Below are 25,861 nucleotides of genomic sequence, written 5' to 3'. Positions count from 1 at the left end.
CTTTCGTCAAGCTGGCAGGTCATGCCAATGAAACGGGAAGCGACGCGGGCAGCCTTGTCGGCTGTGCACAACGCGTGCCGCCCTCAGCCTAGCCCTCTTCCACGACATCGGCGCGCATCGGGTCGTGGGTAGACTGAGGGCACCAGGGCCTTTAGCTCAGCTGGTAGAGCGCCACGTTTACACCGTGGATGTCGTCGGTTCGATCCCGGCAGGGCCCACCTAGAAATCAGTGGCATCGACCGAAAGTGATCGGCGCCGCGAAATCATGCGCGGCCCCCCCGGCGGCCCCCGGTCGCACGTGACCTCAGTTAGCTCTCGGAGCATAATCGCCGGGCGCCTGCAACCGATGCTGTATCTCGGGCGAGCTTCCCGGTGGCAAGTGGAGATTCACCGTGCTCGTGCCGTCTAGTTCGCGAACCCTTGCGTTCTGGAGCGCGAAGGGCGAGCAGTGGGAGGCGCTCCGCGGCGCACCGATGCTGCACACCGGTGAACTCTTGCTCTTCCGCATGCCTCGCTATGCCTGGTCAGCCGGGCGGAGGAGGATCTCGTTGATGGCGAGGTGTCGGGGGCGCGCGAGAGTGAAGGCGATTACTTCGGCGATGTCGTCCGCGGTGACTGTTGCTTTGGCGTAGAGATCGTTGATTGCAGTTTTGGTTTGTCCGTGGGTGGTGTGGTGCGGGAGTTCGGTGTCAACGACGCCCGGTTCGATGAGGGTGACGCGGATCTGGGGGAGGAGCTCCTGGCGGAGCGATTCTGACCAGCCGTTGATGCCCCATTTGGTTGCGGCGTAGACGCCGTTTCCTGCGCGAGCGGTGCGGCCTGCGACGGAGGAGATGTTGATGATATCTCCTGCATCCGCGGCCCTGAGTTGCGGGAGGAAGACTTCGGCGGTGGTGATCGCGCCCATGAGGTTGACCTCGATCATCTGCCGGTAGTCGTCGCGCTGCTCAGCGGAGAAGGGGCCAAGAAGCATGATGCCGGCGTTGTTGATGAGGATGTCGGCGCCGCCGAGTTCGGCCAGGACACGTTCTGCTGCGGCGGTGATGGAGTCGCGGTCGGTGACGTCGGCGGGGATCGCGATTGCGCGGTCACCGAGTTCGGTGGCAATGGTGTTGATGCGGTCTGCGCGGCGGGCGAGCAGTACGACAATGTGCCCGGCGGCGTGGAGTGCGCGGGCGGTGGCTTCGCCGATGCCCGATGATGCTCCGGTGATGACGGCGACGCGAGGAGTGGCGGTCTCGGTTGTCATAGCTGGGTCTCCTTCTGGGTGGCGGGCGCTTCGGCTATCCAGCTGCGGAGCATGTTGAGCGCGTCGGCGGATGGTGAGCCTGGTTCGGTGAGGTAGGTGGTGAGGCGAATATCAGGCGTGGAGGGAAGTGTGAGTGATTCGAATCCGAGGGTCATCTCACCCACGATGGGGTGGTGGATCCGTTTGGAGCCGGTGGTGTGGGTGCGGACGGTGTGGCTGCCCCACCAGGTGCGGAATTCGGTGCTGCGCGTGGCGAGTTCGCCGACCAAACCGGAGAGGGCCTTGTCGGAGGGGTCGTGTCCCGCGCGGAGGCGAAGTGAGGAGACCATTTCGCGGGCGATCTTCTCCCAGTCGAGGTAGAACTCCCGGGATGCCGGGTCAAGGAACAGATACCGGGCGCTGTTCACCGGTGGCTTGCCCTCCGGGAACATGAACGGCAGAAGGGCCCGCGCGAGGGTGTTGGCCGCCAGGGGCGTGCCGAGGGTGGAGAGGGCGACGGTTGGCACGTCGCTCATGGTGTCGATGAGTTGAACGATCCGGGCTGGAACCGGGGTCTCTCGTTTGGCGCGGGGTGCTCGGAGGGAGCCGGTCGCTGCCCGTGCGAGGTCGAAGAGGTGCTGTTGTTCGGCCTCGTTGAGCTGGAACGCGTTGACGAGCGCGTAGAGCACGCTCTCCGAGACGCCACCGAGGTCACCACGCTCCATCCGCGTGTAGTACGCCGTTGACACTCCGGCGAGCTGCGCGACTTCCTCACGGCGCAGGCCGGGCACACGCCGCTCTCCTCCGAAGAAGGTCAGACCGGCTTGCTCGGGGGTGATGCGGCCGCGGAGTGCGGTGAGGAATTCCTGAACCTCGTGCCTGGTGTCCATACATTCGACGGTAGCCCGCGCTTTCGCGCTGCGGGAGTCCCTGTCATTCACCCCCAGCGCCCAGAGACAAGCACATTGTGGGGGTGAATGACAGGGACTCTCACCTCGTTGTCGACGGTGCTTAGCGTGGAGGCATGACCACTTCAACGATCACTCTGAACAACGGGGTGGAGATCCCCGCCATCGGCCTCGGTGTCTTCCAGACCCCGCCCGAGGAGACCGTCGCCGCTGTCGCGACAGCGCTCCGCACCGGCTACCGCCACATCGACACCGCTGCCGCCTACGGGAACGAGAAGGAGGTCGGTCAGGGCATCCGCGAATCCGGTGTGCCTCGCGAGGACATCTTCATCGAGTCCAAGGTGTGGATCAGCGACTACGGCTACGACGAAACCCTCCACGCGTTCGAGAAGAGCGCCGCGAAGCTGGGCGTCGAGCAGATCGATCTGTTCATCCTCCACCAGGCGCTGCCGTCCGCGTTCGACAAGACCATCGCCGCATACAAGGCGCTCGAGCAGCTCCTTGCCGACGGGAAGGTCCGCGCGATCGGTGTCAGCAACTTCATGCCCGAGCACCTGACCCAGCTTCTCGAACAGACCGACGTCGTGCCGGCGGTGAACCAGATCGAGCTGCACCCGTACTTCCAGCAGAAGGAACTCGTCGCGCTCCACCGGAAGCACGGCATCACCACTCAGGCGTGGTCGCCCATCGGCGGCATCACGTCCTACCGGGAATCCGCGAAGCGCAGCTTCGACGAGCCCGTCATCCTCACCATCGGTGAGAAGCACGGCAAGTCCGCCGCGCAGGTGATGCTCCGCTGGCACATCCAGAATGGCGTACAGGTCATCCCCAAGTCGACCAAAGCGCACCGCATCGCGGAGAACTTCGACGTCTTCGACTTCGAACTCACCCCCGACGAGGTCGCTCAGATCGACGCCCTCGACACTGGCGTTCGCGGTGGACCCGAGCCCGACGTCATCACCCTCGAGAACTTCGGAAAGCCGATCCCCGAGGCGTGACCCGCTGCGGGCGCGAACGACCCGAACGTTCGCGCCCGCCCCTCCCGCCCCTAGGAGGCACCATGAACCGCCGTGATTTCCTCGCTGCCGGTGCCGTTCTCGGCGGCACAGTGCTTGCGACCGTCCTTGCCGCCTGCACTCCGAACCGGGAGACCACAATGACCACACCCACCCCGACCCCACAACCGACCGAAGGCGCTTCCTCACCCGATTCCGGGGGCCGGGTGCTGCTGGCATACTTCTCCCGCCCGGGCGAGAACTACTACTACGGCGACCGCATCGACCTCGATGTAGGAAACACTCAGGTCGTCGCGGAGATGATCGCCGCCGCAACCACCGTCGACGTCTATCGGATTGAACCAGCCGATCCGTACCCGGACGACTACGAAGAGACCGTGCAACGGAACGTGCGGGAAGAGAACGACGACGCCCGCCCCGCGATCGCGAACCCGCTCCCCGACGTCTCCGACTACGACATCGTCCTGCTGGGCAGTCCCGTGTGGAATGTGCAGACCCCGATGATCATGCGCACCTTCGTCGAAGGCGTCGACCTCGCCGGGAAAACCATCCACCCGTTCGTCACGTACGCCGTGAGTGGCATGGGACGCGTCGACAGCGACTACGTAGATCTCTGCCCCGATTCCACGATCGCCGAAGGCCTCGCCGTGCAAGGCGAGGCAGCCGCACAAGCTCAACCCGACGTCCAAGCCTGGCTTCGACGCATCGGACTCTGAACAACCCACCGGAGAGAACCACCATGACCGACCACGCCCTCACCGTCCTCATCGTCGGAGCAACAGGAAGCATCGGGCAGCACGTCGTCGAACAAGCCGTCCAGGCCGGACATCACACCCGAGCGCTCGTCCGCAACAACAGCAAGGCCCGCGGGATCGCTTCCGGAGCCGAGACAGTCATCGGTGACCTCACGGACGCCAGCACGCTCGCAGAGGCCGTTGACGGTATCGACGCCGTTGTCTTCACACACGGCAGCAGCAACGAGCCGGAGGCCGTCAACTACGGGGCTGTGCGCAATGTGCTTCGCGCTCTGAATGGCCGACCCGCCCGGATCGCGCTGATGACAACGATCGGAGTCACCGCACACTACGAGACATCCGAATGGAAGCGACGCGGCGAGCGCCTCGTGCGCGCCAGCGGCAACACGTACACGATCGTTCGCCCCGGCTGGTTCGACTACAACGCACCCGATCAGCTGAAAATCACCATGCGTCAGGGCGACACCCACCTCACCGGTACCCCCGCAGACGGCGTGATCGCCCGCAGACAGATCGCCCGCGTACTGCTCGACAGCCTCACCAACCCTCAGGCCGACCGCCGAACCCTGGAACTCGTCGCCGAACACGGCCCCGAACAGGTCGACCTCGGACCGGTATTCGGCGCCCTGGAACCCGACCCCACCGGGTCCCTCGACGGCGCCAAGGATACCGACAACCTGCCCGCGTCCGAAGAACCCCAGCGCGTCGTCGACGACCTCAACACCGTCCGTGGCAACGCCTGATCACCGATCGAAATGGAGATGCACATGAACACCCGCACTCTCGGCCGCACCGGCCTGGAAGTATCCGCCATCGGCTTCGGATGCATGGGCCTCAGCCACGGCTACGGACACAACCTCGACGACGCACACGGCATCGAGGTGATCCGGCGCGCTGTCGACCTCGGAGTGACCTTCTTCGACACCGCCCAGGTCTACGGCCCCTTCACCAACGAAGAGCTGGTCGGCAAAGCACTCGCCCCCGTCCGCGACGATGTCGTGATCGCCACCAAATTCGGCTTCGACTTCGACGGCACCAGCGAAACCGGACTGAACAGCACCCCGGGCTACATTCGACAGACCGTGGACGCATCGCTTCAGCGTCTCGGTGTCGACAAGATCGACCTGCTCTATCAGCACCGTGTCGATCCCGCAGTCCCCATCGAAGACGTCGCCGGGACGGTCAAAGAGCTGATCGACGCAGGCAAAGTCACCCACTTCGGTCTATCCGAAGCCGGTGCCGACACCATCCGCCGCGCGCACGCCGTCCAGCCGGTCACTGCCCTGCAGAGCGAGTACTCACTGTGGTGGCGGGAACCCGAAGAGGTGATCCTCCCGGCCCTGCTTGAACTCGGCATCGGGCTGGTCCCGTTCAGTCCTTTAGGAAAGGGGCTTCTCACGGGCACCCTCGACACCTCGACATCGTTCGGTGAGGGAGACGTCCGAGCGACCCTGCCACGCTACAGCGCTGAAGGTCGCGACGCGGGGCAGCAACTGGTCGACCTGCTCGCGCAGATCGCAGCGCGAAGGAACGCGACATCCGCCCAGGTCGCCCTCGCATGGCTCCTCGCACAGAACACCTCGATTGCGCCCATCCCCGGCACGACGAAGGTTCACCGCCTGGAGGAGAACGTCGGAGCATCCGCTGTCGCCCTTAACGATGACGAACTCGTGCAGCTGACGACCGCATCGAGCCTCGTCGACACCTCGCTCGCGCGGTACCCCGCGAGCATGCAGAAGTGGATCGATCGCTAAGGAAGCACTGAACTATCGAAACCGCCGGTCAGTGCGGACGCGGTGACTCGATCGTCACTCGCCGCTGTCAGGACTGGCGGACCCGGTCACGGGGGCGGGTATCCAGTAACATCCTCAAGCCGTTCGGGTGCTCCCGGAACCTTCGGGATGCGCGCGTACCAGCGTAGAGAGGTCGCCCGAAGGCGCTCCGCAAGTTGCGGCTCGTGGCCGGCGTAGTCGATAAACCGAAACACGCCGTACTGCGTAACCCTGTTCGCGAGCACGAGGATTGCTGACATCGCGTCGGCATCCGGGAAAGAGAATGGTTGCCCGCCGAGTTGGACGTTTACACCGTGGATGTCGTCGGTTCGATCCCGGCAGGGCCCACCTCTCCTCGTCTCCTCCGTCCGTCATGCCGAACGCCATGCCGCGATCAGGCATGCGGTCGCCTCGGGATCGGTGTCATCCCCAAACGTTCACTGGCGCGGCACCCGGACGGCGTCCTATGGTCGACTCACACGCGGTCGCCTTCGGCTGCGTCGCACCGCCGCGACCGGCAGGGCCGTGGCTCGAAGAGACGGAGCCCCCATGTCCGATCTGATCGTCATCGCGTTCGACAACGAGGCACAGGCTGAAGCAGCGTTCAACGAAGTGCAGTCCCTGGAGAACGACCTCGTCGTCCAGCTCGCGGGTCTCGCGCTGGTCAAGGTGGACGGCGAGGGGAAGACGCACGTCGAATACCCCGGAGCGGTCGGCAACATCGGCGCCGGTGCGGCGGGCGGCGCGCTCTTCGGGACCCTGATCGGAATCCTCTTCTTCGTCCCGTTCGCCGGTCTGATCTTCGGCGGACTCTTCGGGGCTCTGTTCGCGGGACTCGACAAGAGCGGGCTCGACGCCCAGTTCCGAGACCGGGTCAAGAGCACGGTCTCCGCCGGCAAGTCCGCCGTCGTCGTCTATGCCGTCAAGCTCACCCAGGACAAGTTCGCCGCCGCCCTCGCCCCGTACGAGGGAACCGTCGTCCAGACGTCTCTGTCCGAGGAGGACGAGCAGGCCCTCATCCACGACCTCGGCGCCCAGTGACTCCGCCCTCACCGACGACGTGCGCAGGAGACTCATGAACATCATCGATCCCCAACCCGGGCAGATCACGCAGGCCTATCTCTACGGGTTCCCGCTCGTGTTCAACCTCGACCAGGTCACGAGGTACGTCACCGACGGCGTCGGAGCGAATCCCGCGGCGCCCTTCAACACGTTCAGTCACGCGCGTGCACTGGCCGGCCCGGCGGACACCTTCGTCACGATCAACAACGACACCGTGTACTCGATGGCGCAGATCGATCTCAGCGTCGGTCCCGTCGCGCTGCACGTGCCCGACACCGGCGGCCGCTACTACGTGCTCCAGTTCGTCTCGGCGTGGACGGACAACTTCGCCTACGTCGGTCATCGCGCCACCGGCACAGGGGAAGGAGAGTTCCTCCTCGTCCCGCCGACGTGGAGCGGCACCGCCGACGCGGGGACGACCGTCATCCGCTTCCCGACCCTGGTGGCATCCATCGTCGGACGCTGGGCCGTGGCCAGCGACGACGATCTGCCGGTCGTGCACGCCCTGCAGGATGCCACCACCCTGACCCCGCTCGATCCGGACGCCACGCCCGCGGGACTCGCCGTGCCTGACACCGGAGTCCCCGAGGAGCTGGCCTTCTTCGAGAAACTGCGGATCTGGTCGCAGCAGTTCCCGCCGGCCGAGCGCGACGAGCCGCTCCAGCAGAGCCTGGCACCGCTCGGTCTCACCGCGGAAGGGCCGTCTCCCTACGTCGGTCTTGCCGCCGACGTCACCGCTGCGCTCGTCTCCGGGCTCGCGTCGGCGAAGGAGGCGCTGCACTCCGCCCTCGTCTCCGGTCACTCCCCGGAGGTCAACGGGTGGAAGCTCACGTTCCACGCCTTCGACTACAACCTCGACTTCTTCGAGGTCGGTGCGCTCGACGACGACCGGTTCAAGATCGACGATCCGAAGCTCCGGATCGTCGAGCGCGCGGCAGCGGCGATCGGGGGCCTGTGGGGGAACCACCCCTACGAGGCCGCCTACATCATGACCTACGTGGACGATCGTGGCGAGCAGCTGACGGGCGCGCGGACATACACCCTGCGCCTCGACCCGCCCCCGCCCGTACGTGCGTTCTGGTCGATCACGATGTACTCGGTTCCGGACTTCTATCTCGTCGAGAATCCCCTCGGACGGTACTCCCTCGGAGACCGGACGCCGGGCGTGATCCTCGATGATGACGGAGCCCTCACCATCACGATCAGCCACGAGAAGCCCGAGGATGCGAAGGCGGCGGCGAACTGGCTGCCGAGCCCGGCCGGTGATTTCCGCCCGGTCATGCGCATGTACGAGCCCGACAGCGCGGTGCTCGACCAGAGCTACGTCTTCCCGGCGATCACGCGGGTCGACAGCGGCCCGGGCAGCGCCTGACCGGCTGAGCTGCGAGTTCGACTACGCTCCCTCGACGACCCACCGGAGGCGGGTGAGACTGCCGATCATGAGGGTCTGCTCCGCGCCGGAACGGAGGGAGGTCAACAGCGTGTGTCCGCACCCGCGGCACAGCAGGATCACGCCCGCGTCGTCCAGCTCGGCCACGGCGTCGGCGAGCGCGGCCTCGTGATCGCACTGCGCACAGGACGCTCGGGCGGCGGTCATGTCCCTGCCGAAGATGTCGAGGAGGTATCCGCCGGCGGCGTTGCCGTCGACCCTCTCCCGGTGTCCGGAATGCTCGACGTCCATCATGCGCCCCCGAATCTCTCCGTGCGGATGCGGTCGGGGGAGTGCCCCGCCGTGACGAGCAGATCCGCGGCTGCCTCGACGAAGCTCGTCGGTCCGCAGACGTACACCGCCGGCCGGTCGGCCGCGGGGATGGTGTTCGCGACGATGGTCGCGGCGTCGATGCGTCCGGCGGGTCGCGGCCAGCCGTCGGGGGCGGACCGCGTATAGACCCAGTCGACCGTGAAGCGGTCGTCCGCGAGCTCGGTCAGCTCGTCGGCGTAGAACGCGTCGTTCGCGGAGCGCACCGAATACAGCATCCGCATGGGGGCCGTGCTGTTCGAGCGGGCGTGCGCCCGCGCCATGGCGAGCAGCGGCACGATCCCCGATCCGCCGGCGATGAGCTGCACGGGCTCCGGGCGGTCGGGGGTCCACACGAAATAGGCGCCGATGGGGCCGCGCACCTCGAGCTGGTCACCGGGGAGCACGTCTTCGACGAGGTACGGGGAGACTTCTCCGTCGGGGATCTCATCGACGGCGAGTTCGAGGACGTCCGCCCCGCCCGACGACGCGAGCGAGTACGAGCGCACCGCCTGGTATCCGTCCTCCGCCGTCAGCCGGACATCCACGTGCTGACCCGCCAGATTCCCGGGCCACCCGTCTACGCGCAGCTCGAGGACGCGCCCGTGCGGAGTCGCCGAGCGCGCCGTGACGACCTCCGCCACCAGCCAGAGCGGTGCCGAGGTCACCAGTACCGCTCCTCTTTCCACGGGTCTCCGTACATGTTGTAGCCGTTCTGCTCCCAGAAGCCGGGCTCGTCCTGCTCCAGCAGATCGAGGCCGTGCACCCACTTGGCCGACTTCCAGAAGTAGAGATGCGGCACCAGCAGACGTGCGGGGCCGCCGTGCTCGGCGGCGAGCGGCTCGCCGTCGAACTCGAAGGCGATCCATGCCTTCCCTCCGGTGAGATCGGCCCGAGGCACGTTCGTCGTGTAGCCGCCGTAGGAGAACACGCGCGTGAAGGCGCCGTCGCCAGCATCCGCGAGCAGGTGATCCAGCGACACTCCGCGCCACTCGGTGCCGAGCTTGGACCAGCGGGTCACGCAGTGGATGTCGGTGGTGATCGTGTCGATCGGAAGCGCCTGCAGCTGATCCCACGACCACGTGCGCCGTACCCCGTCGAGCCCGACGACGACGAACTCCCATGTGTCGGTGGAGACCCGCGGGGTGGGTCCTGCGGAGAGCACGGGGAAGTCCTCCGTGAGGTACTGGCCGGGAGGGAGCCGGTCGTCCGACTCCCGCCTCCGTGCTCCGAAACCGCGTGAGATCACAGCCATGCTCGTCTTCTCTCTCTCGTCGGGCATGCCGCGCATCGACCGAGCACAGCCGTCCTCCGGTGCCGAAGGGCGGTCGGCGCGCTGACGCACTGATTCTAGGGGGAAGGGCTCTCGGGCACGATGGCGCAGCCGGTCGGCGCCCTCGAGCTCCCATATCTCGATCTCGCAACGTCACCAAGTGTTCGAACATTTTTTACTTGAATACGTGCAGAACGTGTTACTTTCACTCGTATACAAGTCGCTCATACTCCGGAGTCACATTGCCGAGCAAATCTGCTGTTTCTGTTGATTCTGGCCCCCTCGCACCCGCGCTCGCCGCGGCGTCCCCCGAACAGCTGGCTCGCGACAACATGCCGCTCGCCACCTTCCTGGCGATCGAGAAGGCGCGAACCGCCCAGCACGTCGACCTCGACGACCTGATGTCGGCCGCGCGGCTCGGACTAGCCAGGGCGGCGATGACCTACGAGCCGGAGCGCGGCATCCCGTTCGGAGCCTTCGCGAGCAGCCAGATCAACTGGGCGATGCTCTCCGAGATGCGGCGCGCGGATCCTGCAGGAGAGCGCGGGCGCGACAAGATCGAGCGCGTCCGCCTGGCCGCCGAGACCGTCCTGGCGCGAACCGGCAGGACGCCAAGCGTCGCCGAGATCTCGCGCGAGTCCGGCCTCGACGCCGACGCCGTCGTCGAGATGATGCAGCTCGACGACATGGTGCGCACCGCGACGAGCTTCGAAGAGCACTTCGACGCCGAGACCGGCCGCCAGGCAGCGGATCTCACGGACAGCGTCATCCTGCCCGAGCACGCCGTCGAGCAGTCCGAGACCCGGACGATGCTGAACCGCGTGATCGAGGCGCTGCCCGAGGCGATGAGCCACGTCATCCGCGGCATCTACCTCGACGACCGCATGGTGAAGGACATCGCCGAGGAGCTGTCGGTCAGCCATGCCTACGTGTCGAAGCTGCGCACGCGAGGGCTCGCGCTCATGCGCGAGGCGATGGAGGCGTGGGAGAACGGCACTGACGGCGACCGCTCGACCAAGGCGCGGACCGACTTCTTCGAGAGCCTGTTCGGACCCGTCCGTGCGGAATCGCGAGACCGCTCGGGCGAGCTTCTCGCGGCGGTCTGAGCCGACCGCGAGGAAATCCTCCTCGTCGTGGTTACGCACACCGACGGTGTCGCGAAAGTCGGATGTGCAGGTCCACGGATGGACCCGCGTCCAACCCCATATCCACGGAGGAATCATCATGGGTCTTCAGATCGCAACCAACGTCGGCGCGCTGAACGCGTACCGCAACCTGTCCGTCAACCAGAACGACGTGTCGAAGTCCCTCGAGAAGCTCTCGAGCGGTCTGCGCATCAACCGTGCTGCTGACGACGCCGCAGGCCTGGCCATCTCCGAGGGCCTGCGCTCGCAGGTCAACGGCCTGAACGTTGCAGCCCGCAACGCGCAGGACGGCATCTCGGTCATCCAGACCGCGGAAGGTGCCCTCACCGAGGTGCACTCGATCCTGCAGCGCGTCCGCGACCTCGCCGTCCAGGCAGGTTCGGACTCGAACAACGCGAACTCGCGCACCGCCATCAAGACCGAGATCGACTCGCTGGGCGACGAGCTCACCCGCGTCGCGGCGAGCACGAACTTCAACGGGATCAAGCTGCTCAGCGGCGGAAACACCCTGACGTTCCAGGTCGGCGCAGGCTCGACCGCAGCCGAGGACCAGATCTCGGTCGCCCTGACCGACTTCGCGGGTCTCGGTGCCACGGTCAAGGGCCTCACGGTCGACTCCGCTGCGAACGCGCTCACCACGATCGCGGCGATCGACACGCAGATCACGGGCGTCTCGACGGCTCGCGCCGGTCTCGGTGCGGTCCAGAACCGCTTCGAGTCGACGATCAACTCGCTGCAGGTCTCGGCCGAGAACCTGGCCGCAGCGAAGAGCCGCATCGCGGACACCGACATGGCTGCCGAGATGGTCAAGTACACCGCCTCGAACATCCTGCAGCAGGCCGGCACCGCCATGCTCGCGCAGGCGAACCAGTCGGGCCAGGGCGTCCTGCAGCTGCTCCGTTGAGCCGCTGCGCCTGAGGCGCACAGGGCGCCCGGGCGGAGTCACCTCCGTTCGGGCGCCTTCCTGTAGGAAGCATTGACCGCATCGCACGGAAGACGACCGGGATGAAACTCGACGGACTCGTATCAGGGCTCAAGACGGAAGAGCTCATCAAGGCTCTGATGGACGTCTCGGCGATCCCGAAGACGCTCATCACCAACAAGATCACCGACCGGAACACGGTCATCTCCAATCTTCAGTCGCTGAACACCTCGCTGCAGGACCTCGTCACGAAGGCGAAGACCGCAGCGTCCGCGACCTCACTGGCATCCTTCACCGCGACCTCCTCGTCCGACACCGTCACGGTCACCGCCGGATCCACGGCGATGGCGTTCTCGACCAGCGTCGTGATCGACGCCGTGGCGACGGCGCACTCGGTCGTGACGGCCGCGGCGGGTTCGACCGCATGGGGCGGCACGTTCACGGTCGCGGGTGTCGACGGCGATCCCGTCGAGATCACCCCTTCGGGCACCGGAGCGCAGGATCTCGCGAACGCGATCAACAACTCCAAGGCCGGGGTCACCGCGACCGTGGTCCCGGCGGGCTCGGATGCCGACGGGAAGCCGCTCTCACGCATCCAGCTGACCTCCAACGAGACCGGCGAGGCCGGCGAATTCACGCTGCACCGCGGCACCGCCGCCGACGTGGCGGCCGGAACCTCGACGGACCTCGGCGCCCAGCCCGGTGCGGCGGTCGTCGCTCAGGGCGCGGACGCGCGGATCCGGCTGTTCGCCGGAACTGCGGCGGAGCAGACCCTCACCAGCGCCAGCAACACGATCAGCGTGGGCCAGGGCATCGACATCACGGTCACGAAGGCCGGCGCCGACCCGGTCACCGTGAGCGTCGCGCGTGACGCGAAGAAGCAGACGGCAACGGCCGAGGCATTCGTCAAGGAGATTGCAAGCCTGCTCACGCGCATCGACAACGGGTCGAAGGCGACCGTCGGCGCTGTCGGCGAGACCACGACACTCGGCGTCTTCACAGGCGACAGCACCGTGCGCACCCTCCGCGGGGCGCTGGCGAACGCCGTACAGCATCCCGTCGACGGCGTGTCGCCCTCGACCATCGGCATCAGCATCAGCGACAAGGGCGTCCTAACGTTCGACGCCGAGAAGTTCGCCGCGGCGCTCGCGGAGGACCCCGAGTCCACCCAGGAGCTGTTCTCGGCGGTGTCGTCCCGGCTGGAGGCCGTGACGACCCAGTACTCGGACAAGTACGAAGGCCTCCTGACCACGCGCATCACCGGCCAGGAGGAAGAGGTCAAGACCCTCAAGGTCCAGGTCGAGCGGTGGGACGTCAGGCTCGAACAACGTCGCGCCACCCTCGAGCGCACCTACGCGCAGCTCGAGGTCCAGCTGTCGAAGCTGGAGTCCCAGTCGTCCTGGTTGACCAGCCAGCTCGCCGGGCTGTCGACCAAGGAATCCTGACCCTCGTCCTCGTGACAACCCCTCGCATCGGAGCTCGCACCCATGGCACTCACCTCTCTCGACCGGGCCAAGCAGCAGTACCTGGAGCAGCAAGTGGCCTCCGCGTCGCCTGAGCGCCTCCTCACCCTGCTCTACGACCGCCTGCTCGTCGACATCGACCGCGCGGCATCCGCTCAGGATGCAGAGGACTGGGTCGCGGCCGGCACCCACCTCACCCACGCGCAGTGGATCGTGTCGGAGCTGAACGGCTCCCTGACCGACGCGTGGGACGGCTCGGACGAGCTGCGTGGCGTCTACGTGTACCTCACCGGCCGGCTGATCACCGCGAACGTCTCGCGCGACAGGGGAGCGACCGCGGAGTGCCGCGAACTCGTCGCACCGCTGCGGGATGCCTGGCACGCGGCTGCGGAGCTGAGCGTCGCCGACACCGCGCGCTCGGCATCGGCCGTCGGCTGATCCCGTGCCGGACAACCTCACCGCCTGGCTCGCCGTGCTCGACCGGTTCGAGCGTGCACTCGACGCCGCCGACGAGCAGCTGGACCCGCAGCCGTTCGAGCCGCCGGCCGGGCCGATTCCCGACGAGCTGCGCGCCCGCGCCGAGTCGGTGCGCGCTCGCCAGCAGCTGATGATCAACGGGCTCGCCGCCTCGCGCGCCGGTGTGGCGCGGGAGATCGCGGCGCTGCGGAGGGTCCCCACCCCCCGACAGGACGCGCCCGCGTACCTCGACGTCGAAGGCTGAGCCCGCGAGGTTACGAAGCCGCCGCAGTGTCGCAATAGTCCACACAGAGCACGGATCGCTCGACGATTGGCCAGGGATCGGCCTCTCCACCAACGTCCGGAGTGCCCCCGTGCTCGAATCCGTCACCTCCTCCGCGCTGATCAGCGCCCTCGACGGCCTGGCTCTGCGCCAGCGCTCGATCGCCGAGAACATCGCGAACGTCAACACTCCCGACTACCACGCCAAGCGGGTGCAGTTCGAGGACGAGCTGCGCTCGGCCGTCGCGAACGGCACCGGATCGGTCGCGCCCACCGTGGAGCGCTCGCTCGAACCGACGCGTCTCAACGGCAACAACGTGAACCTCGACACGGAGACCCTCTCGAACATCGACACGGTGCTGCGATTCCAGTTCGCCAGCCAGGCCGTGGGCGGACAGGCGGCGTCGATCACCAAGGCCATCGGGCAGGCGTCCGCATGACCTTCGACGCCATCGGCATCGCCGGGACGGGCCTCACCGCACACCGCAAGTGGCTCGACGCCCTCAGCGACAACATCGCCAACGTCAACACCGCGACCCCCGCGGGGGAGGACGCCTTCCGCGAGAAGCTCGTCACCGTGCAGGCCGGCACCGACAGCCCCGGCGTCTATGTCGCCGGTGTCGAGGAGTCGGAGGCCCCGGCGAAACTCGTCTACGACCCGGAGCACCCGTACGCCGACGAAGACGGGTACGTGCAGTACCCGAACATCGAGCTCGGCGACCAGATGAGCATGCTCATCGTCGCCCAGCGCGGCTACGAGGCCAACGCGGCCGTGGTCGACCGCGCCAAGACCACCTACGAGGCGGCACTGCAGATCGGACGCAACTGATGAGCACGCCCATCGACGCGGTCGCTGCCACGGGCGTCACCCCGCTCTCGTCCCTCAGCTTCGAGAGCGGACCCGAAGCACCCCGGAACCCGGAGTCGGCCGGCGCATTCGCCACCTCGCTCACGGGAGCGATGGAGAACCTGCAGCAGCTGCAGGCGACGTCGAACGAGCTCGCCGTCCAGGCCGTCACCGGAGACCTGCAGGACATCCACCAGGCGATGATCGCGTCGACCCGGGCGTCGGTCACTCTCGACCTCGTCGTCGCGGTGCGCGATCGCAGCGTCGCCGCGTTCAACGACATCATGAGGATGCAGGCCTGAGCCATGCCCAAGATGCTCACGACCTACTACGACCGCGCGAAGACGGTCGTCTCCGGATTCTCCCTCGCGCAGCGCACGATCGCCATCATCGGCGTCGCCCTGCTCGTGATGGGGGCCATCGCCCTCGGCGCCTGGCTCACCCGCCCGCAGATGAGTCCGCTGTTCACCGGGCTCAGCGCCGGCGACGCCTCGGCCGTGGTCGAGCAGCTCAAGTCCGCCGGCGTCTCCTACGAGCTCGCCGAAGGCGGAGCGACGATCCTCGTCCCCGACGACCAGGTGTACGCGCAGCGGCTCGCCGCAGCATCCGCCGGTCTTCCCGGCGACACGAGCGAGGGATACACCCTGCTCGACCAGATGGGCGTCACGGCGAGCGAGTTCCAGCAGTCCGTCACCTACAAGCGTGCGATCGAGGGCGAGCTCGCGAGCACCATCGGCGCCATGGAGGGCATCTCCACGGCGTCCGTGCAGCTCGCGATCCCCGAGGAGAGCGTGTTCGTCTCCGAGCAGCAGAGCCCGACGGCATCCGTGTTCGTGAAGACGCGGAACGGTTCGACGCTCGGCGACGAGAAGATCGAGGCCATCGTGCATCTCACGAGCGCGGCCGTGCCGGGCATGACGCCCGAGGACGTCGCGGTCACGGATCAGAACGGCACCGTGCTGTCGGCGGTCGGCACGGGCCTCACCGGCACCTCGTCGAAGCAGGCCACCGAGCACGAGGCGAAGGTCGCGGCGTCTGTCAGCGCGATGCTGGAGACCATCGTGGGACCGGGCAACGCGACGGTGACGGTCTCGGCCGACGTCGCGAACTCGACGTCGGAGCGCATGGACGAGACGTACACCGCCCCTGAGGGGGAGCTCAGCGCCTCGGAGCAGACGAAGACCGAGACGTACACCGGAGGACAGGCGAACGGCACCGGAGTGCTGGGCCCCGACAACATCGCCGTGCCGAACGGCGGCGACGGCGACGGCGCATACGAGTTCGAGGAGACCTCGCGCAACAACGCCGTCAACAAGTCGACCGAGAAGACCATCACCCCGGCCGGCGAGGTGACCAGGCAGACGGTGAGCATCGCCCTGAACCGGGGCGCGGTCACGGGCGTCACCGCGGGGCAGATCGAGGCTCTCGTCGCGTCCGCGGCAGGAATCGACGTCGAACGCGGCGATGCGATCGCCGTGGAGTTCGTGGAGTTCAGCGAGACCGGGGCCACGGCAGCCCAGACGGCTCTGCAGGCCGCCGAGGCCGAGCGCGAGCAGCAGTTCCAGCAGGAGCTGCTGCGGTCGGCCATCATCGGCGGATCCATCCTGCTCGCGGTGATCATCCTCGTCGTCTTCCTCGCGGTGCGGCGCAAGATGAAGCGCCGGGTGCTGTACACCGACGACGGCCCCATCGAGTACTTCGCCACCGTGACCGAGAACGAGGAGCAGAAGCTCAAGTCGCTGCGGGGCCTGAAGGACGCCGACGCGATCCCCCTCACGGCACCGACCAAGCTCCTTCCCTCGGCGGCGGTCGACCTCGACGACGAGCCCGAGCCCGACAAGGTGCTCGTCGAGCGCCGTCGCCGCGAGATCGACGACCTGGCCAAGCGCGAGCCCGAGGCCACCGCCACGGCACTCGCCGAACTGATGGATGAGGCAAGGGTATGAGCATGCTGACGGAGATGCTCGACGCGCAGGCCGACACGGTGGAGGTGTCGACGCTCGAGACGGAGCAGGTCGTCGTGCCTCAGGCCATGAGCGGTCTGCGCAAGGCGGCGATCGTGCTGATGAACATGGACCGCGCGGCCGGCGCGGAGGTCCTGCGTCATCTGGGCGAAGAGCGCTCCGAGATGCTCGCCGCAGAGCTGACCCAGCTCGGCGGAGTCGATGTCGCCTCGACGGCCCGCGCCCTCACCGAGTTCCGCCGCATCGCGAACGGGGGCTCCGTGCCGTCTCGCGGCGGTCAGGAGCTGGCGACGGGACTGCTGGAGACAGCGTTCGGCCGAGAGAAGGCGGTCGGCATCGTCGGTCGCGTCATGTCGCAGGGCGCCGTCTCGTTCGACTTCCTCAACGCCGCCGACCCGGCTCAGCTCGCCACCATCATCGAAGGCGAGCTGCCCACGACGGTCGCCGTCGTGCTCGCGAATCTGCGTGCGGATCGAGCCGCCGCGGTGCTCGCGGCGCTGCAGGATCCGCTGCGCACCGACGTCGCGCAGGCCATCGCCACCATGGGGACCGCGACGCAGGAGGCGATCTCGATCGTCGCCGAGTCGCTCCGTTCCCGCACGGGCATCTTCGCGATGCGCGACAACCACGAGTCGATCGGCGGGGTGCAGCCGCTCGTCGAGATCATCAACCGCTCGGACACCGCCCTCGAGAAGTCACTGCTGGCGTCGCTGGAGGGCCGCGACCTCGCCCTCGCGGAGGACATCCGCAGCCGCATGGTGACGTTCGCCGACATCGCACGGCTCGAGGACAGGGACGCGCAGCGTGTGCTCCGGGGCATCGACCTGCGGATGCTCGCGCTCGCCCTCAAGGGGGCGGACGAGCAGATCGCCGACAAGGTGAAGACCAACATGACCGAGCGCAACCAGGAGAACCTCGCCGAGGAGACCAAGGTGCTCGGGCCCGTGCGCATGCGCCAGGTCGACGAGGCGCGTGCGGAGGTCGTCCGCATCATCCGCGAGCTCGAGGCCGCCGAGGAGATCACGATCTCCCGTGAGGACGAGGACGAGCTCATCGAGTGATCCCCGTGCCTGGCGGTGCCGGGGCGATCGTGGTTACACACCCGCCCCCGCGTCGCGATAGTCGAGAGGGAGCACGGATCGCTCGCCCTTCGGGCCACGGACAGGCCACGCCATCTACCGCCGGGGTGCCCTCCGTGTCCGAATCCGCCTTTTTGCCGCTCGTCGTACCCCGCGTGGGCGACGAGCCGGTCGACGTGCGCGGGGAGACGGAGCGCGCACGGTCACGGGGGTACGCCGACGGCTTCGCCGAGGGCCGACGGATCGCGCTCGAGCAGGCAGCGGAGGAGCAGGCCGCGGAGCAGGCGCGGATGCAGCAGCTCATCGACGGCTATCTGCACCAGCGCGGATCTGTTCTCAGCGCCCTGCAGAAGGCGCACTCGCTGCTCGAGGAGCGCGTGGGCGAACTGGCAGCGCTGACAGCCGACCGCATCGAAGGCCTGGCACTCGAACTCGCCACCGCCATCCTCGGCGCGGAGCTGTCGGATCCGGCCCGCTCGGCCGGACACGCCGTGCATCGCGCTCTCGCCGAGATGCCCGTCGACCGCTGGACGCGGGTGACCTTCAGCGAGCGGGATGCGGCGACGCTCGCGGCCGACCCGGGAACGCAGCCCCTGCTTCGAGGCGTGGAGCTGAGCGGGTCGCCCGCCGTGGATGCCGGCGGGGCGCTGATCGAGATCGAGGACGGCGCCGTGGACACGCGCATCGCCCAGGCTCTCGCGCGAGCATCCGCCGCGCTGCACGCCGACGACGACACGGCCCCGGTGGCCTCATGACTGCGCGCTCGACCTTTCCGCGCTCGACCTTCGCCGCCACGGCCGCTCCGGTTCAGGCTGACCCGGTCTCTCCGACGACCGCAGCCTGGGGGCGAGCACTGCACGCTGCCCGCCCCGAGCGCTCCGGCACCGTGCGCGCCGTGCGCGGGCTCGGCGTCGAGGTGCGGGGCATCGACGGAGCGGTGGGCGATCGGGTGCGCATCGACGCGGCGGACGGGCGACCGGTCGACGCCGAGATCGTCGCCGTGGACGGATCCTCGGCACGGTGCATGCCTCTGGGGCCGCTCGACGGCATCCACGCGCGGGCCCGCGTGCGTCATGCCGGCGCACCGCTGCAGGTCCCGACGGGAGCCGCGCTTCTCGGGCGGGTCCTCGACGGCCTGGGGCGGCCGATCGACGGCAGGGGACCGATAGACCGCGGCGCGGCATACGTGCCCCTCGACAACGACGCGCCGAGCATCATGAACCGGCGGCGGATCGACCGGCAGCTCGGCTCCGGCGTCCGCGTGCTCGACACGATGACGCCGCTGGGCGTCGGTCAGAGGCTCGGCCTGTTCGCCGGCTCGGGTGTCGGCAAGTCGTCGCTCATGTCGATGATCGCCCGTGGATCCACGGCCGACGTGACGGTGATCGCCCTGGTGGGCGAACGCGGACGCGAGGTGCGCGAGTTCCTCGAGGACGACCTGGGACCGGACGGACTCGCCCGCTCGGTCGTCGTGGTCGCCACCTCCGACCAGCCGGCCATGGCCCGCCTGCGCTCGGCGTTCGTCGCCACCCGCATCGCCGAGCAGTTCCGAGACGACGGGCTCGACGTCATGCTGATGATGGACTCGTTGACCCGCGTCGCCATGGCGCAGCGCGAGATCGGCCTGAGTGCGGGCGAGCCGCCCGCGACCCGGGGGTATCCGCCCTCCACGTTCTCGGTGCTGGCGCGCCTGCTCGAACGGGCGGGCACGGGCACCGCCGGATCCATCACCGGCCTGTACACCGTGCTGGTGGACGGCGACGATCACAACGAGCCCATCGCCGACGCGGCGCGAGGCATCCTCGACGGCCACGTCGTGCTCGATCGGGCGCTCGCGGTGCGCGGCCATTTCCCCGCGGTCGACGTCCTCGGGTCGGTGTCCCGCGTGGTCTCGAAGGTCACCACGCCGGAGCAGCGCAAGGACGCCGTCACGCTGCGCAGCGTGCTCGCGGCCAGACGCAGCGCGAACGACCTCATCGACATCGGCGCGTATCGCCCGGGCGCGAATCCGCTGGTGGATGCGGCCGTCGCCCACGACGCGGCGATCAGCCGATTCCTCACCCAGCCCATGGACGAGCTCGCATCGCCGATCGAATCCTGGCAGCAGCTCGCTGCACTCTCCCGCGAATTCGGAGGACTCACCTCATGACCTTTCCCCTGGCTGGTCTGCTGCGCGTGCGCGGCGCTCAAGAACGGGTCGCAGCGGAGCAGCTCGCTCATGCGAGCGCCGAGCGGGCCCAGGCCGAGGCTGCGACGCGCAACGCCGTCGCGAGCCTGTCGGAACTCAGCCCCGTCATCCGAGACGGGCACACGCTGATGGCGATGGCGGCAGCGCGCGCTGCCGGACGCAGCGCCCTCGGTGACCTGCAGGCCCTGGCCGAGCTGACCCGGGACTCCGAGTCGGTGGCGAAGTCGGCACACGTCGATGCCCGCCGCGAGCTCAAGGGACTCGAGCGTCTGGAGAACACCCACCGCCTCGACACGGCGACGGCGGAGCTCGCCGCCGAGCAGGTGGCTCTGGACGAGATCGCCGTCGCCCGCAGTGCGCGGGGAGAGGGGAGCGCGGCATGAGCGGGCTGGACGCCGTGATCGCCAGGGTCGATGACATCGAGAGCCGGATCGTCTCCTTCGACGCTGCGGCGCGCGCGGCGAAGGTCGCGGAGGCGGCTGCCGTCGCCGAGGCCTCCGCGTCGACCGAGTCCAGTGCAGCCACGTTCGCCGGTGTGCTCGACGCCGCCAAGGCGGCGACCGGGGTCGATGCGGCGTCAGGTCCCGCAGCGGTGGACGCGGGGACCACGGGGACCGCGAAGGACGACGTGACGGGGGCCGAGCTGGTCTCGGTCCTGCAGACGCTCTTCTCCGCGCAGACGACCGAGTCGACGAGCGCGGTCGACCCGACGGCGGCGATGCAGAAGCTCACCGGGCTCCTCCGATGAACGGGGTCAGCATGGCGAGCGCCGGCCCTGCCGCCGTCGCCGACCAGCCGACAGCCGCAGCGCCGTCGACCGGGTCGGCCTTCGGCGAGGCGCTCGGACGCGCCGAGCAGTCGTTCGATCTCGCCCACGGCGAGCGCGGGACGGCGGCCGGGGCGCAGACGACGGAGGCCGAGCAGGCCACCGGGGAGCCGGAGTCCTCGCCCGCAGCCGGCGACCTCGCTTCCTCCGTGGCCGGTGTCCTGCTCTTCGGAAGGCAGGCCGCGACGCCGGTGGAGGGGGATGCCGGATCACCGGTGCCGACGGGCGACGCTCCCGCGCCGACCGGCGACGCGCACGAGGAGACGCCCTCAGCCGGGTCGTCTGCCTCGTCCGCCGCGCCCGCGGGATCTCCGGGTGCCGCGGTGCTGGACCGATCGCCGACGGTGGTCGCGCCGGGCCCGGTCGCGGACGCCGCGGCGCCGGAGCATGCCGATCCCGCCTCTCGGATCGCCGCCAATGCCGTGGCGACGGCCGGTGCCGACGCCGACGGCGACTCCTCGATGTCGGGGCCCGCCGCACCGGCGACCGCGTCGGCCCCCGCGTCGACCACCGTGACGACCGCCACGCCCGCCGTCTCCCCGCTGCCGTCCTCCACCGCCACCGCCACCGCGACGCCCACTGCCGGTGCCGACCCGCAGGCGTTCCGCATCGTGCATGCGGGAGGGACTCAGACACCGGTGCCCGTCCCGGGAGAGGGCGCGCCGAGCCGCGAAGCATCCGAGTCCCCGGCTCCTGCACAGGCCGCCGCCGCTCCCGCGTCCGCGACGCCCACTCTCAGCGCCCCGCCGCTCGCGCAGGCGGGCGGTGCCTCAGCACCCGTGCCGACCGGAGCGTCCGACGCGCCGTCGCCTCGTGCCGTCGCCGCACAGGTCGCGCCCGCCGTGATCAACCTCGCCCAGCGACCCGCCGGCACCCACCAGCTCACGATGACCGTGAATCCCGACAGCCTCGGACCGGTCACCCTGCGTGCGCACATCAGCGCGGGAGGGGACGTGCAGGTCGAGCTGTTCGGGGGGACGGATGCCGGGCGCGACGCGCTGCGCCTGATCGCCACCGACCTGCGCCGCGACCTCGCCTCCGTCATGCCGACGGCGACCCTCAGCGTCGCGCACGGCGCGGCGGGTGAGGCGGACGCCGGCCGTGGCTCCGCCGGCGAGGGGAGCGGTCCCGCCGACCAGGGCTCGGGCCGTGAGCCTCGACCCGACGAACGGGGCGACCGTCGCCCCGGTGAGCGCGGGACGACCGTCGCCCGCAGCATCCAGACCATCGCCGGCGCCGCCATCGGCGAAGGCCTCGACACCTTCGCCTGAGAGGACACCATCGCCATGACCGTCGACGCGGTGAGCGCACCGAGCTCGATCTACACCGGGAGCACCACCGACCCCGCAGCACGCAAGCAGACCATGGACAGCGAGGTGTTCCTCAAGCTGCTGGTCACCCAGCTGACGCATCAGGATCCGTCGAGTCCGATGGACACGAACGAGATGATCTCGCAGACGACGCAGCTCGCCATGATGGAGCAGCTCACCACCCTCGCCGACAACGGCAGCGAGGCCTTCGCGCTGAACATGCGCCAGGCGGCCACCGCGCTCATCGGGCAGGAGGCGAGCTACAAGGATGCCGACGGCAAGAGCGTCACCGGCGTCGTCACGAAGGTCTCCTTCGACGGGCCGATCCCACAGGTGACCATCGGCGGCAAGAGCGTCGCCCTCGACGTCATCACCGGCATCACCTCCACGACCTCATCCGCACCGGCCCCCAGCGCCGCTGCCTGACCTCCATCTGACACAGGAAGAGAGAATCACATGCTTCGCTCGCTCTACTCCGGGATCTCCGGCCTCCGGTCGCACCAGACCATGCTGGACGTGACCGGCAACAACATCGCCAACGTCAACACCGCCGGCTTCAAGGGCTCGTCGGTCCTGTTCCAGGACTCCCTCTCGCAGCTCATCGGCAACCCCGGCATCCCCGACGACGAGGTCGGCGGGCGCAACCCCGCCCAGGTCGGTCTCGGAGTGCAGGTGGCCGGCGTCCGCACCAACTTCGCTCAGGGCTCGGCCCAGGCGACCGGCCGGGGCGGCGACCTCATGATCTCCGGCGACGGCTTCTTCGCGGTGCGCTCCGGAGGGGAGACCCTGTACACCCGTGCGGGCGGCTTCTCGTTCGACCCCACCGGCAAGATGGTCACCGCCGACGGCTCGGTCGTCCAGGGGTGGGCCGCGCAGAACGGCGTGGTCAACACCGGTCAGGCAGTCGGCAACATCGTGCTGCCCCTCGACGCCGTCGCGCCTGCTCGGGCGACCACGTCGGCGACCGTGACCGGCAACCTCCCGTCGACCGCGAAGACGGGCGATCAGCTCGTGCGCGACGTCACCGTCTACGACGCTCAAGGCACGCCGTCGACCCTCAGCCTCACGTTCACGAAGACCGCCGCGGGCTGGAACGTCACCGAGCCGAACAGCGGCGCGACCGGCGCTCTCGCCTTCACGAACGGCACCCAGACCGGAGCAGGCCTGACGCTGACCGCGGGTGCCCTGAGCGTGGACCTCGGTGCCGTCACCGGATACGCCGACCTCTCGACCGTCGCCGTGACGAAGCAGGACGGCGCGGCGGCGGGGACGCTGAAGTCGTACAGCATCACCGGCGACGGCTCGATCGTCGGCACCTTCAGCAACGGCGCGACCCAGACGCTCGGCAAGATCGCGATGGCGACCTTCGCCAACCCGGAGGGACTGGAGAAGGCCGGAGGCACGGCCTACCGCGTCTCGGTCAACTCCGGTGCGGCGCGCATGGGGGAGCCCGGCGACGCCGGCTTCGGCGACCTCGTCTCGGGAGCGCTCGAGATGAGCAACGTCGACCTGTCGCAGGAGTTCACCAACCTCATCGTCGCCCAGCGCGGATTCCAGGCCAACGCGCGCATCATCACCACGAGCGACGAGGTGCTCCAGGAACTCACGCAGCTCAAGCGCTGATCCTGGGCGCCATCGCGCCTCCACCCCGCGGGCACCGGGGGACTCCGCGTCATCGCGGGAGTCCTCCGGTGCCCCCGGTCTCGATGCGCTCTGCCTCGGCCGCGGGTTACCGGGCGGGCAGTGCGTCGCGATAGTCGGGTGGACTTCCCCCTCCATCCCGACGCCCGGAGCGCATCCGATGATCACCGTCACCCGACTCGACCAGACGAGGTTCGCAGTCAACCCCGACCTGATCGAACGCGTCCAGGCTTCTCCCGACACGACCCTCCACATGCTCGACGGACACGTCTACGTCGTCGCCGAGAGCCTCGATGCGGTCATCGAGCTGATCGTCGCCTACCGGGCACGCGTGCTCGACGCCGCGCGGACGCTCGGCCGGAACACGGGGGAGTGACGGTGGATCCCGCATTCATCATCGGCGTGATCCTGGCGTTCGGTGCGCTCGTCGCCATGATCACGATGGAGGGCGCCAGCTTCCAGGCCCTGCTCATCCCCGCGCCGATGATCCTCGTGCTCGGGTCGACGATCGGCGTCGGCATCGCCAGCCACACCCTCCGCGACACGATCCTCGCCGTGAAGAGCCTCGGTCGCATGGTGCGCGGCCCGAAGACGACGCCAGAAGCCGTCATCCCCTTCCTGGTCGGATACGCCGAGAAGGCGCGCGGAGAGGGGCTGCTCTCCCTCGAGCAGGAGCTCGACGGCGCGCCGGACGCCTTCACCCGCCAGGCGCTCCAGGCACTGGCCGACGGCACGGATGCCGAGGACCTGCGCCTCACCATGGACGACGAGATCACCGCGGCCACCTCCCGTACACGGGTCGCGGCCAAGTTCTTCGCCTCCCTCGGCGGATACGCGCCCACCATCGGCATCGTGGGCACGGTCGTCTCCCTCACGCACGTCCTCGAGAAGCTCGACGAGCCCGACCACCTCGGACCCATGATCGCCGCGGCGTTCGTGGCGACGCTGTGGGGGCTGCTGTCGGCGAACTTCATCTGGAACCCGATCGCCGGTCGCCTCAACCGCATCGGGGCGGTCGAGCTCGAGCGGATGACCCTCGTCTCCGAGGGGATGCTCGCGATCCAGGCGGGGAGCGCTCCGCACCTGCTCCAGGAGCGCCTCGAGGCGCTGTCGACAGTCAAGCCGAAGTCGAAGAAGCAGAAGCAGGAGCAGCGGTCCGCGGAGGAGACGCAGTGAGCGCTGCCCGTCGTTCGGGCCGCCGCGGCCACGAGGACGATTCCCACGACGAGCCGGACGAGCGCTGGGCCGTGTCGTACGCCGACATGGTCACGGTGCTCATGTGCCTGTTCATCGTGCTGTTCGCCGTGTCGAACGTCGACAAGACCAAGTTCGAGCTGCTCGCGAACAGCCTCGCCACCGGATTCGGTCAGGAGGCCACCGAAGGCGGGGCCGACACCGCCGAGGGCATGGTGATCCCGCCCGAGCTGCAGGACGATGACGGCGTGGTCGATCTCACGGCTCGCGCCACGGCCGAGTACGAGAGCCTCGAGGGGCTGCGAGACCGGATGAGTGCGGCGCTGGCCGTGCAGGGCCTGCAGAACACCGTCGACTTCGCGATCGACGACCGCGGCCTCAAGGTCGGACTCATCGGGGCCGAGACGTTCTTCGCCGACAACAGCTCGGATCTCTCGGGCAAGGCCGACGCGGTCCTCAACACGATCGGCGACGTCCTCATCACGGTCGACAACCAGGTCAGCGTCGAGGGGCACGCGGATCACCGCCTGTCGGCCTATCCCTTCGCGACGAACTGGGAGCTCTCCGGAGGGCGCGCCACGCAGGTCGCGCGCTTCCTCGTGGAGCACGAGGGCGTCGCCGGCCCCCGGGTGAAGGCGACGGCGTTCTCCGACACCCGTCCCCTCGCCCAGGGAGACAGCGTGGAGGCGCTGGCGAGCAATCGCCGCGTCGACATCGTCGTCGAATCGAACGAGGAGGAGCAGGTGCGGGCTCTGATCCCCGCCCTCGCTGCCGCCGACACGAACTGAGAAG

Annotated in this window: 31 protein-coding genes and 1 tRNA gene; 27 read left to right on the top strand and 5 right to left on the bottom strand. The window is 68.6% G+C overall.

The window, feature by feature from the left end:
* Positions 1 to 145 precede the first annotated feature (145 nt).
* A tRNA-Val gene (locus tag BN2660_RS14980) sits at positions 146 to 218 on the top strand.
* A gap of 296 nt (positions 219 to 514) precedes the next feature.
* Here BN2660_RS14980 and BN2660_RS14975 read toward each other — a convergent pair.
* Positions 515 to 1,249, bottom strand: a complete 735-nt coding sequence (locus BN2660_RS14975) for an SDR family oxidoreductase (RefSeq protein ID WP_091234071.1) — start codon at positions 1,247 to 1,249, stop codon at positions 515 to 517.
* The gene (locus BN2660_RS14970) at positions 1,246 to 2,118 is read right to left on the bottom strand and encodes a helix-turn-helix transcriptional regulator (protein ID WP_091234068.1); all 873 of its coding nucleotides are present in this window, start codon (positions 2,116 to 2,118) and stop codon (positions 1,246 to 1,248) included. Before BN2660_RS14970 ends, BN2660_RS14975 begins: the two co-directional genes overlap by 4 nt.
* Positions 2,119 to 2,252: 134 nt before the next feature.
* Between BN2660_RS14970 and BN2660_RS14965 the strand changes: the two genes are divergently transcribed.
* The 6 genes from BN2660_RS14965 (at position 2,253) to BN2660_RS14940 (ending at position 8,113) form a co-directional block, all read left to right on the top strand.
* Positions 2,253 to 3,134 carry an aldo/keto reductase gene (locus tag BN2660_RS14965; protein ID WP_091234065.1) on the top strand — a complete coding sequence of 294 codons (882 nt, stop codon included), beginning with the start codon at positions 2,253 to 2,255 and terminating at the stop codon, positions 3,132 to 3,134.
* A gap of 62 nt (positions 3,135 to 3,196) precedes the next feature.
* Positions 3,197 to 3,868, top strand: a complete 672-nt coding sequence (locus BN2660_RS14960) for a flavodoxin (protein WP_091234062.1) — start codon at positions 3,197 to 3,199, stop codon at positions 3,866 to 3,868.
* Between the two features lie 23 nt (positions 3,869 to 3,891).
* Positions 3,892 to 4,650 carry an SDR family oxidoreductase gene (locus BN2660_RS14955; protein ID WP_091234059.1) on the top strand — a complete coding sequence of 253 codons (759 nt, stop codon included), beginning with the start codon at positions 3,892 to 3,894 and terminating at the stop codon, positions 4,648 to 4,650.
* A 24-nt stretch (positions 4,651 to 4,674) separates the two neighbouring features.
* A complete protein-coding gene (locus tag BN2660_RS14950) occupies positions 4,675 to 5,661 on the top strand; it encodes an aldo/keto reductase (RefSeq protein WP_091234860.1) in 987 nt (328 codons plus the stop codon).
* A gap of 567 nt (positions 5,662 to 6,228) precedes the next feature.
* Positions 6,229 to 6,720 (top strand): DUF1269 domain-containing protein, encoded by a 492-nt coding sequence (locus tag BN2660_RS14945; RefSeq protein ID WP_091234056.1) that lies wholly within the window; start codon positions 6,229 to 6,231, stop codon positions 6,718 to 6,720.
* 34 nt (positions 6,721 to 6,754) lie between these two features.
* The gene (locus BN2660_RS14940; protein ID WP_091234052.1) at positions 6,755 to 8,113 is read left to right on the top strand and encodes a DUF1254 domain-containing protein; all 1,359 of its coding nucleotides are present in this window, start codon (positions 6,755 to 6,757) and stop codon (positions 8,111 to 8,113) included.
* 21 nt (positions 8,114 to 8,134) lie between these two features.
* On the opposite strand, the gene BN2660_RS14935 is transcribed toward BN2660_RS14940, so the two are convergent.
* The 3 genes from BN2660_RS14935 to BN2660_RS14925 are packed head-to-tail and all read right to left on the bottom strand — an operon-like array spanning position 8,135 to position 9,734.
* Positions 8,135 to 8,425: a DUF6510 family protein gene (locus tag BN2660_RS14935; protein ID WP_141651311.1), complete on the bottom strand. Its 291-nt coding sequence runs from the start codon at positions 8,423 to 8,425 to the stop codon at positions 8,135 to 8,137.
* Complete coding sequence (locus tag BN2660_RS14930; RefSeq protein ID WP_255305205.1) at positions 8,422 to 9,147, bottom strand: ferredoxin reductase; 726 nt, start codon at positions 9,145 to 9,147, stop codon at positions 8,422 to 8,424. Before BN2660_RS14930 ends, BN2660_RS14935 begins: the two co-directional genes overlap by 4 nt.
* A complete protein-coding gene (locus BN2660_RS14925; protein WP_091234854.1) occupies positions 9,144 to 9,734 on the bottom strand; it encodes a sulfite oxidase-like oxidoreductase in 591 nt (196 codons plus the stop codon). Before BN2660_RS14925 ends, BN2660_RS14930 begins: the two co-directional genes overlap by 4 nt.
* On the opposite strand from BN2660_RS14925, the gene BN2660_RS14920 reads away from it, so the two are divergent.
* From BN2660_RS14920 to BN2660_RS14825, 20 genes are all read left to right on the top strand, one after another.
* A complete protein-coding gene (locus BN2660_RS14920) occupies positions 9,704 to 10,858 on the top strand; it encodes a sigma-70 family RNA polymerase sigma factor (protein ID WP_369690558.1) in 1,155 nt (384 codons plus the stop codon). The genes BN2660_RS14925 and BN2660_RS14920 overlap by 31 nt on opposite strands.
* 118 nt (positions 10,859 to 10,976) lie before the next feature.
* Positions 10,977 to 11,801, top strand: a complete 825-nt coding sequence (locus tag BN2660_RS14915; RefSeq protein WP_091234041.1) for a flagellin N-terminal helical domain-containing protein — start codon at positions 10,977 to 10,979, stop codon at positions 11,799 to 11,801.
* Positions 11,802 to 11,902: 101 nt separating this feature from the next.
* Positions 11,903 to 13,264, top strand: coding sequence for a flagellar filament capping protein FliD (gene fliD / locus BN2660_RS14910; protein ID WP_091234037.1), 1,362 nt, complete (start codon positions 11,903 to 11,905; stop codon positions 13,262 to 13,264).
* Positions 13,265 to 13,306: 42 nt separating this feature from the next.
* Positions 13,307 to 13,720, top strand: a complete 414-nt coding sequence (fliS, locus tag BN2660_RS14905; protein ID WP_091234034.1) for a flagellar export chaperone FliS — start codon at positions 13,307 to 13,309, stop codon at positions 13,718 to 13,720.
* A gap of 4 nt (positions 13,721 to 13,724) precedes the next feature.
* The gene (locus tag BN2660_RS14900) at positions 13,725 to 14,003 is read left to right on the top strand and encodes a hypothetical protein (protein WP_091234031.1); all 279 of its coding nucleotides are present in this window, start codon (positions 13,725 to 13,727) and stop codon (positions 14,001 to 14,003) included.
* Between the two features lie 109 nt (positions 14,004 to 14,112).
* A complete protein-coding gene (locus tag BN2660_RS14895; RefSeq protein WP_091234027.1) occupies positions 14,113 to 14,460 on the top strand; it encodes a flagellar basal body rod protein FlgB in 348 nt (115 codons plus the stop codon).
* Positions 14,457 to 14,849, top strand: coding sequence for a flagellar basal body rod protein FlgC (flgC, locus tag BN2660_RS14890; RefSeq protein WP_091234024.1), 393 nt, complete (start codon positions 14,457 to 14,459; stop codon positions 14,847 to 14,849). Before BN2660_RS14895 ends, flgC begins: the two co-directional genes overlap by 4 nt.
* Positions 14,849 to 15,169 (top strand): flagellar hook-basal body complex protein FliE, encoded by a 321-nt coding sequence (gene fliE / locus BN2660_RS14885; protein ID WP_091234020.1) that lies wholly within the window; start codon positions 14,849 to 14,851, stop codon positions 15,167 to 15,169. The genes flgC and fliE overlap by 1 nt, the downstream gene beginning before the upstream one ends.
* Positions 15,170 to 15,172: 3 nt before the next feature.
* Entirely contained in the window at positions 15,173 to 16,813 is a 1,641-nt protein-coding gene (gene fliF / locus BN2660_RS14880) for a flagellar basal-body MS-ring/collar protein FliF (protein ID WP_091234017.1), read from the top strand.
* Positions 16,810 to 17,892, top strand: a complete 1,083-nt coding sequence (fliG, locus tag BN2660_RS14875; protein ID WP_255305203.1) for a flagellar motor switch protein FliG — start codon at positions 16,810 to 16,812, stop codon at positions 17,890 to 17,892. The genes fliF and fliG overlap by 4 nt, the downstream gene beginning before the upstream one ends.
* 134 nt (positions 17,893 to 18,026) lie before the next feature.
* Positions 18,027 to 18,665 (top strand): FliH/SctL family protein, encoded by a 639-nt coding sequence (locus BN2660_RS14870; protein WP_141651310.1) that lies wholly within the window; start codon positions 18,027 to 18,029, stop codon positions 18,663 to 18,665.
* Positions 18,662 to 20,059: a FliI/YscN family ATPase gene (locus BN2660_RS14865; RefSeq protein ID WP_091234011.1), complete on the top strand. Its 1,398-nt coding sequence runs from the start codon at positions 18,662 to 18,664 to the stop codon at positions 20,057 to 20,059. Before BN2660_RS14870 ends, BN2660_RS14865 begins: the two co-directional genes overlap by 4 nt.
* Entirely contained in the window at positions 20,056 to 20,481 is a 426-nt protein-coding gene (locus BN2660_RS14860; RefSeq protein ID WP_091234008.1) for a flagellar export protein FliJ, read from the top strand. Before BN2660_RS14865 ends, BN2660_RS14860 begins: the two co-directional genes overlap by 4 nt.
* A complete protein-coding gene (locus BN2660_RS14855) occupies positions 20,478 to 20,846 on the top strand; it encodes a hypothetical protein (RefSeq protein WP_091234004.1) in 369 nt (122 codons plus the stop codon). Before BN2660_RS14860 ends, BN2660_RS14855 begins: the two co-directional genes overlap by 4 nt.
* Complete coding sequence (locus BN2660_RS14850) at positions 20,843 to 22,195, top strand: flagellar hook-length control protein FliK (RefSeq protein WP_141651309.1); 1,353 nt, start codon at positions 20,843 to 20,845, stop codon at positions 22,193 to 22,195. Before BN2660_RS14855 ends, BN2660_RS14850 begins: the two co-directional genes overlap by 4 nt.
* A gap of 15 nt (positions 22,196 to 22,210) precedes the next feature.
* Positions 22,211 to 22,660, top strand: coding sequence for a flagellar hook assembly protein FlgD (locus BN2660_RS14845; protein ID WP_091233996.1), 450 nt, complete (start codon positions 22,211 to 22,213; stop codon positions 22,658 to 22,660).
* 30 nt (positions 22,661 to 22,690) lie between these two features.
* Complete coding sequence (locus BN2660_RS14840; protein WP_091233993.1) at positions 22,691 to 23,857, top strand: flagellar hook protein FlgE; 1,167 nt, start codon at positions 22,691 to 22,693, stop codon at positions 23,855 to 23,857.
* Positions 23,858 to 24,035: 178 nt separating this feature from the next.
* Positions 24,036 to 24,251 (top strand): flagellar FlbD family protein, encoded by a 216-nt coding sequence (locus tag BN2660_RS14835; RefSeq protein WP_091233989.1) that lies wholly within the window; start codon positions 24,036 to 24,038, stop codon positions 24,249 to 24,251.
* Between the two features lie 2 nt (positions 24,252 to 24,253).
* Positions 24,254 to 25,051, top strand: a complete 798-nt coding sequence (locus BN2660_RS14830) for a motility protein A (protein ID WP_091234846.1) — start codon at positions 24,254 to 24,256, stop codon at positions 25,049 to 25,051.
* Positions 25,048 to 25,857, top strand: coding sequence for an OmpA/MotB family protein (locus BN2660_RS14825; protein WP_255305202.1), 810 nt, complete (start codon positions 25,048 to 25,050; stop codon positions 25,855 to 25,857). The genes BN2660_RS14830 and BN2660_RS14825 overlap by 4 nt, the downstream gene beginning before the upstream one ends.
* The last annotated feature ends 4 nt before the right edge of the window (positions 25,858 to 25,861 follow it).

The sequence above is a fragment of the Microbacterium sp. 3J1 genome (assembly GCF_001049495.1).
Classification (GTDB): domain Bacteria; phylum Actinomycetota; class Actinomycetes; order Actinomycetales; family Microbacteriaceae; genus Microbacterium.
This window is presented reverse-complemented; position numbering and strand designations above follow the sequence as displayed.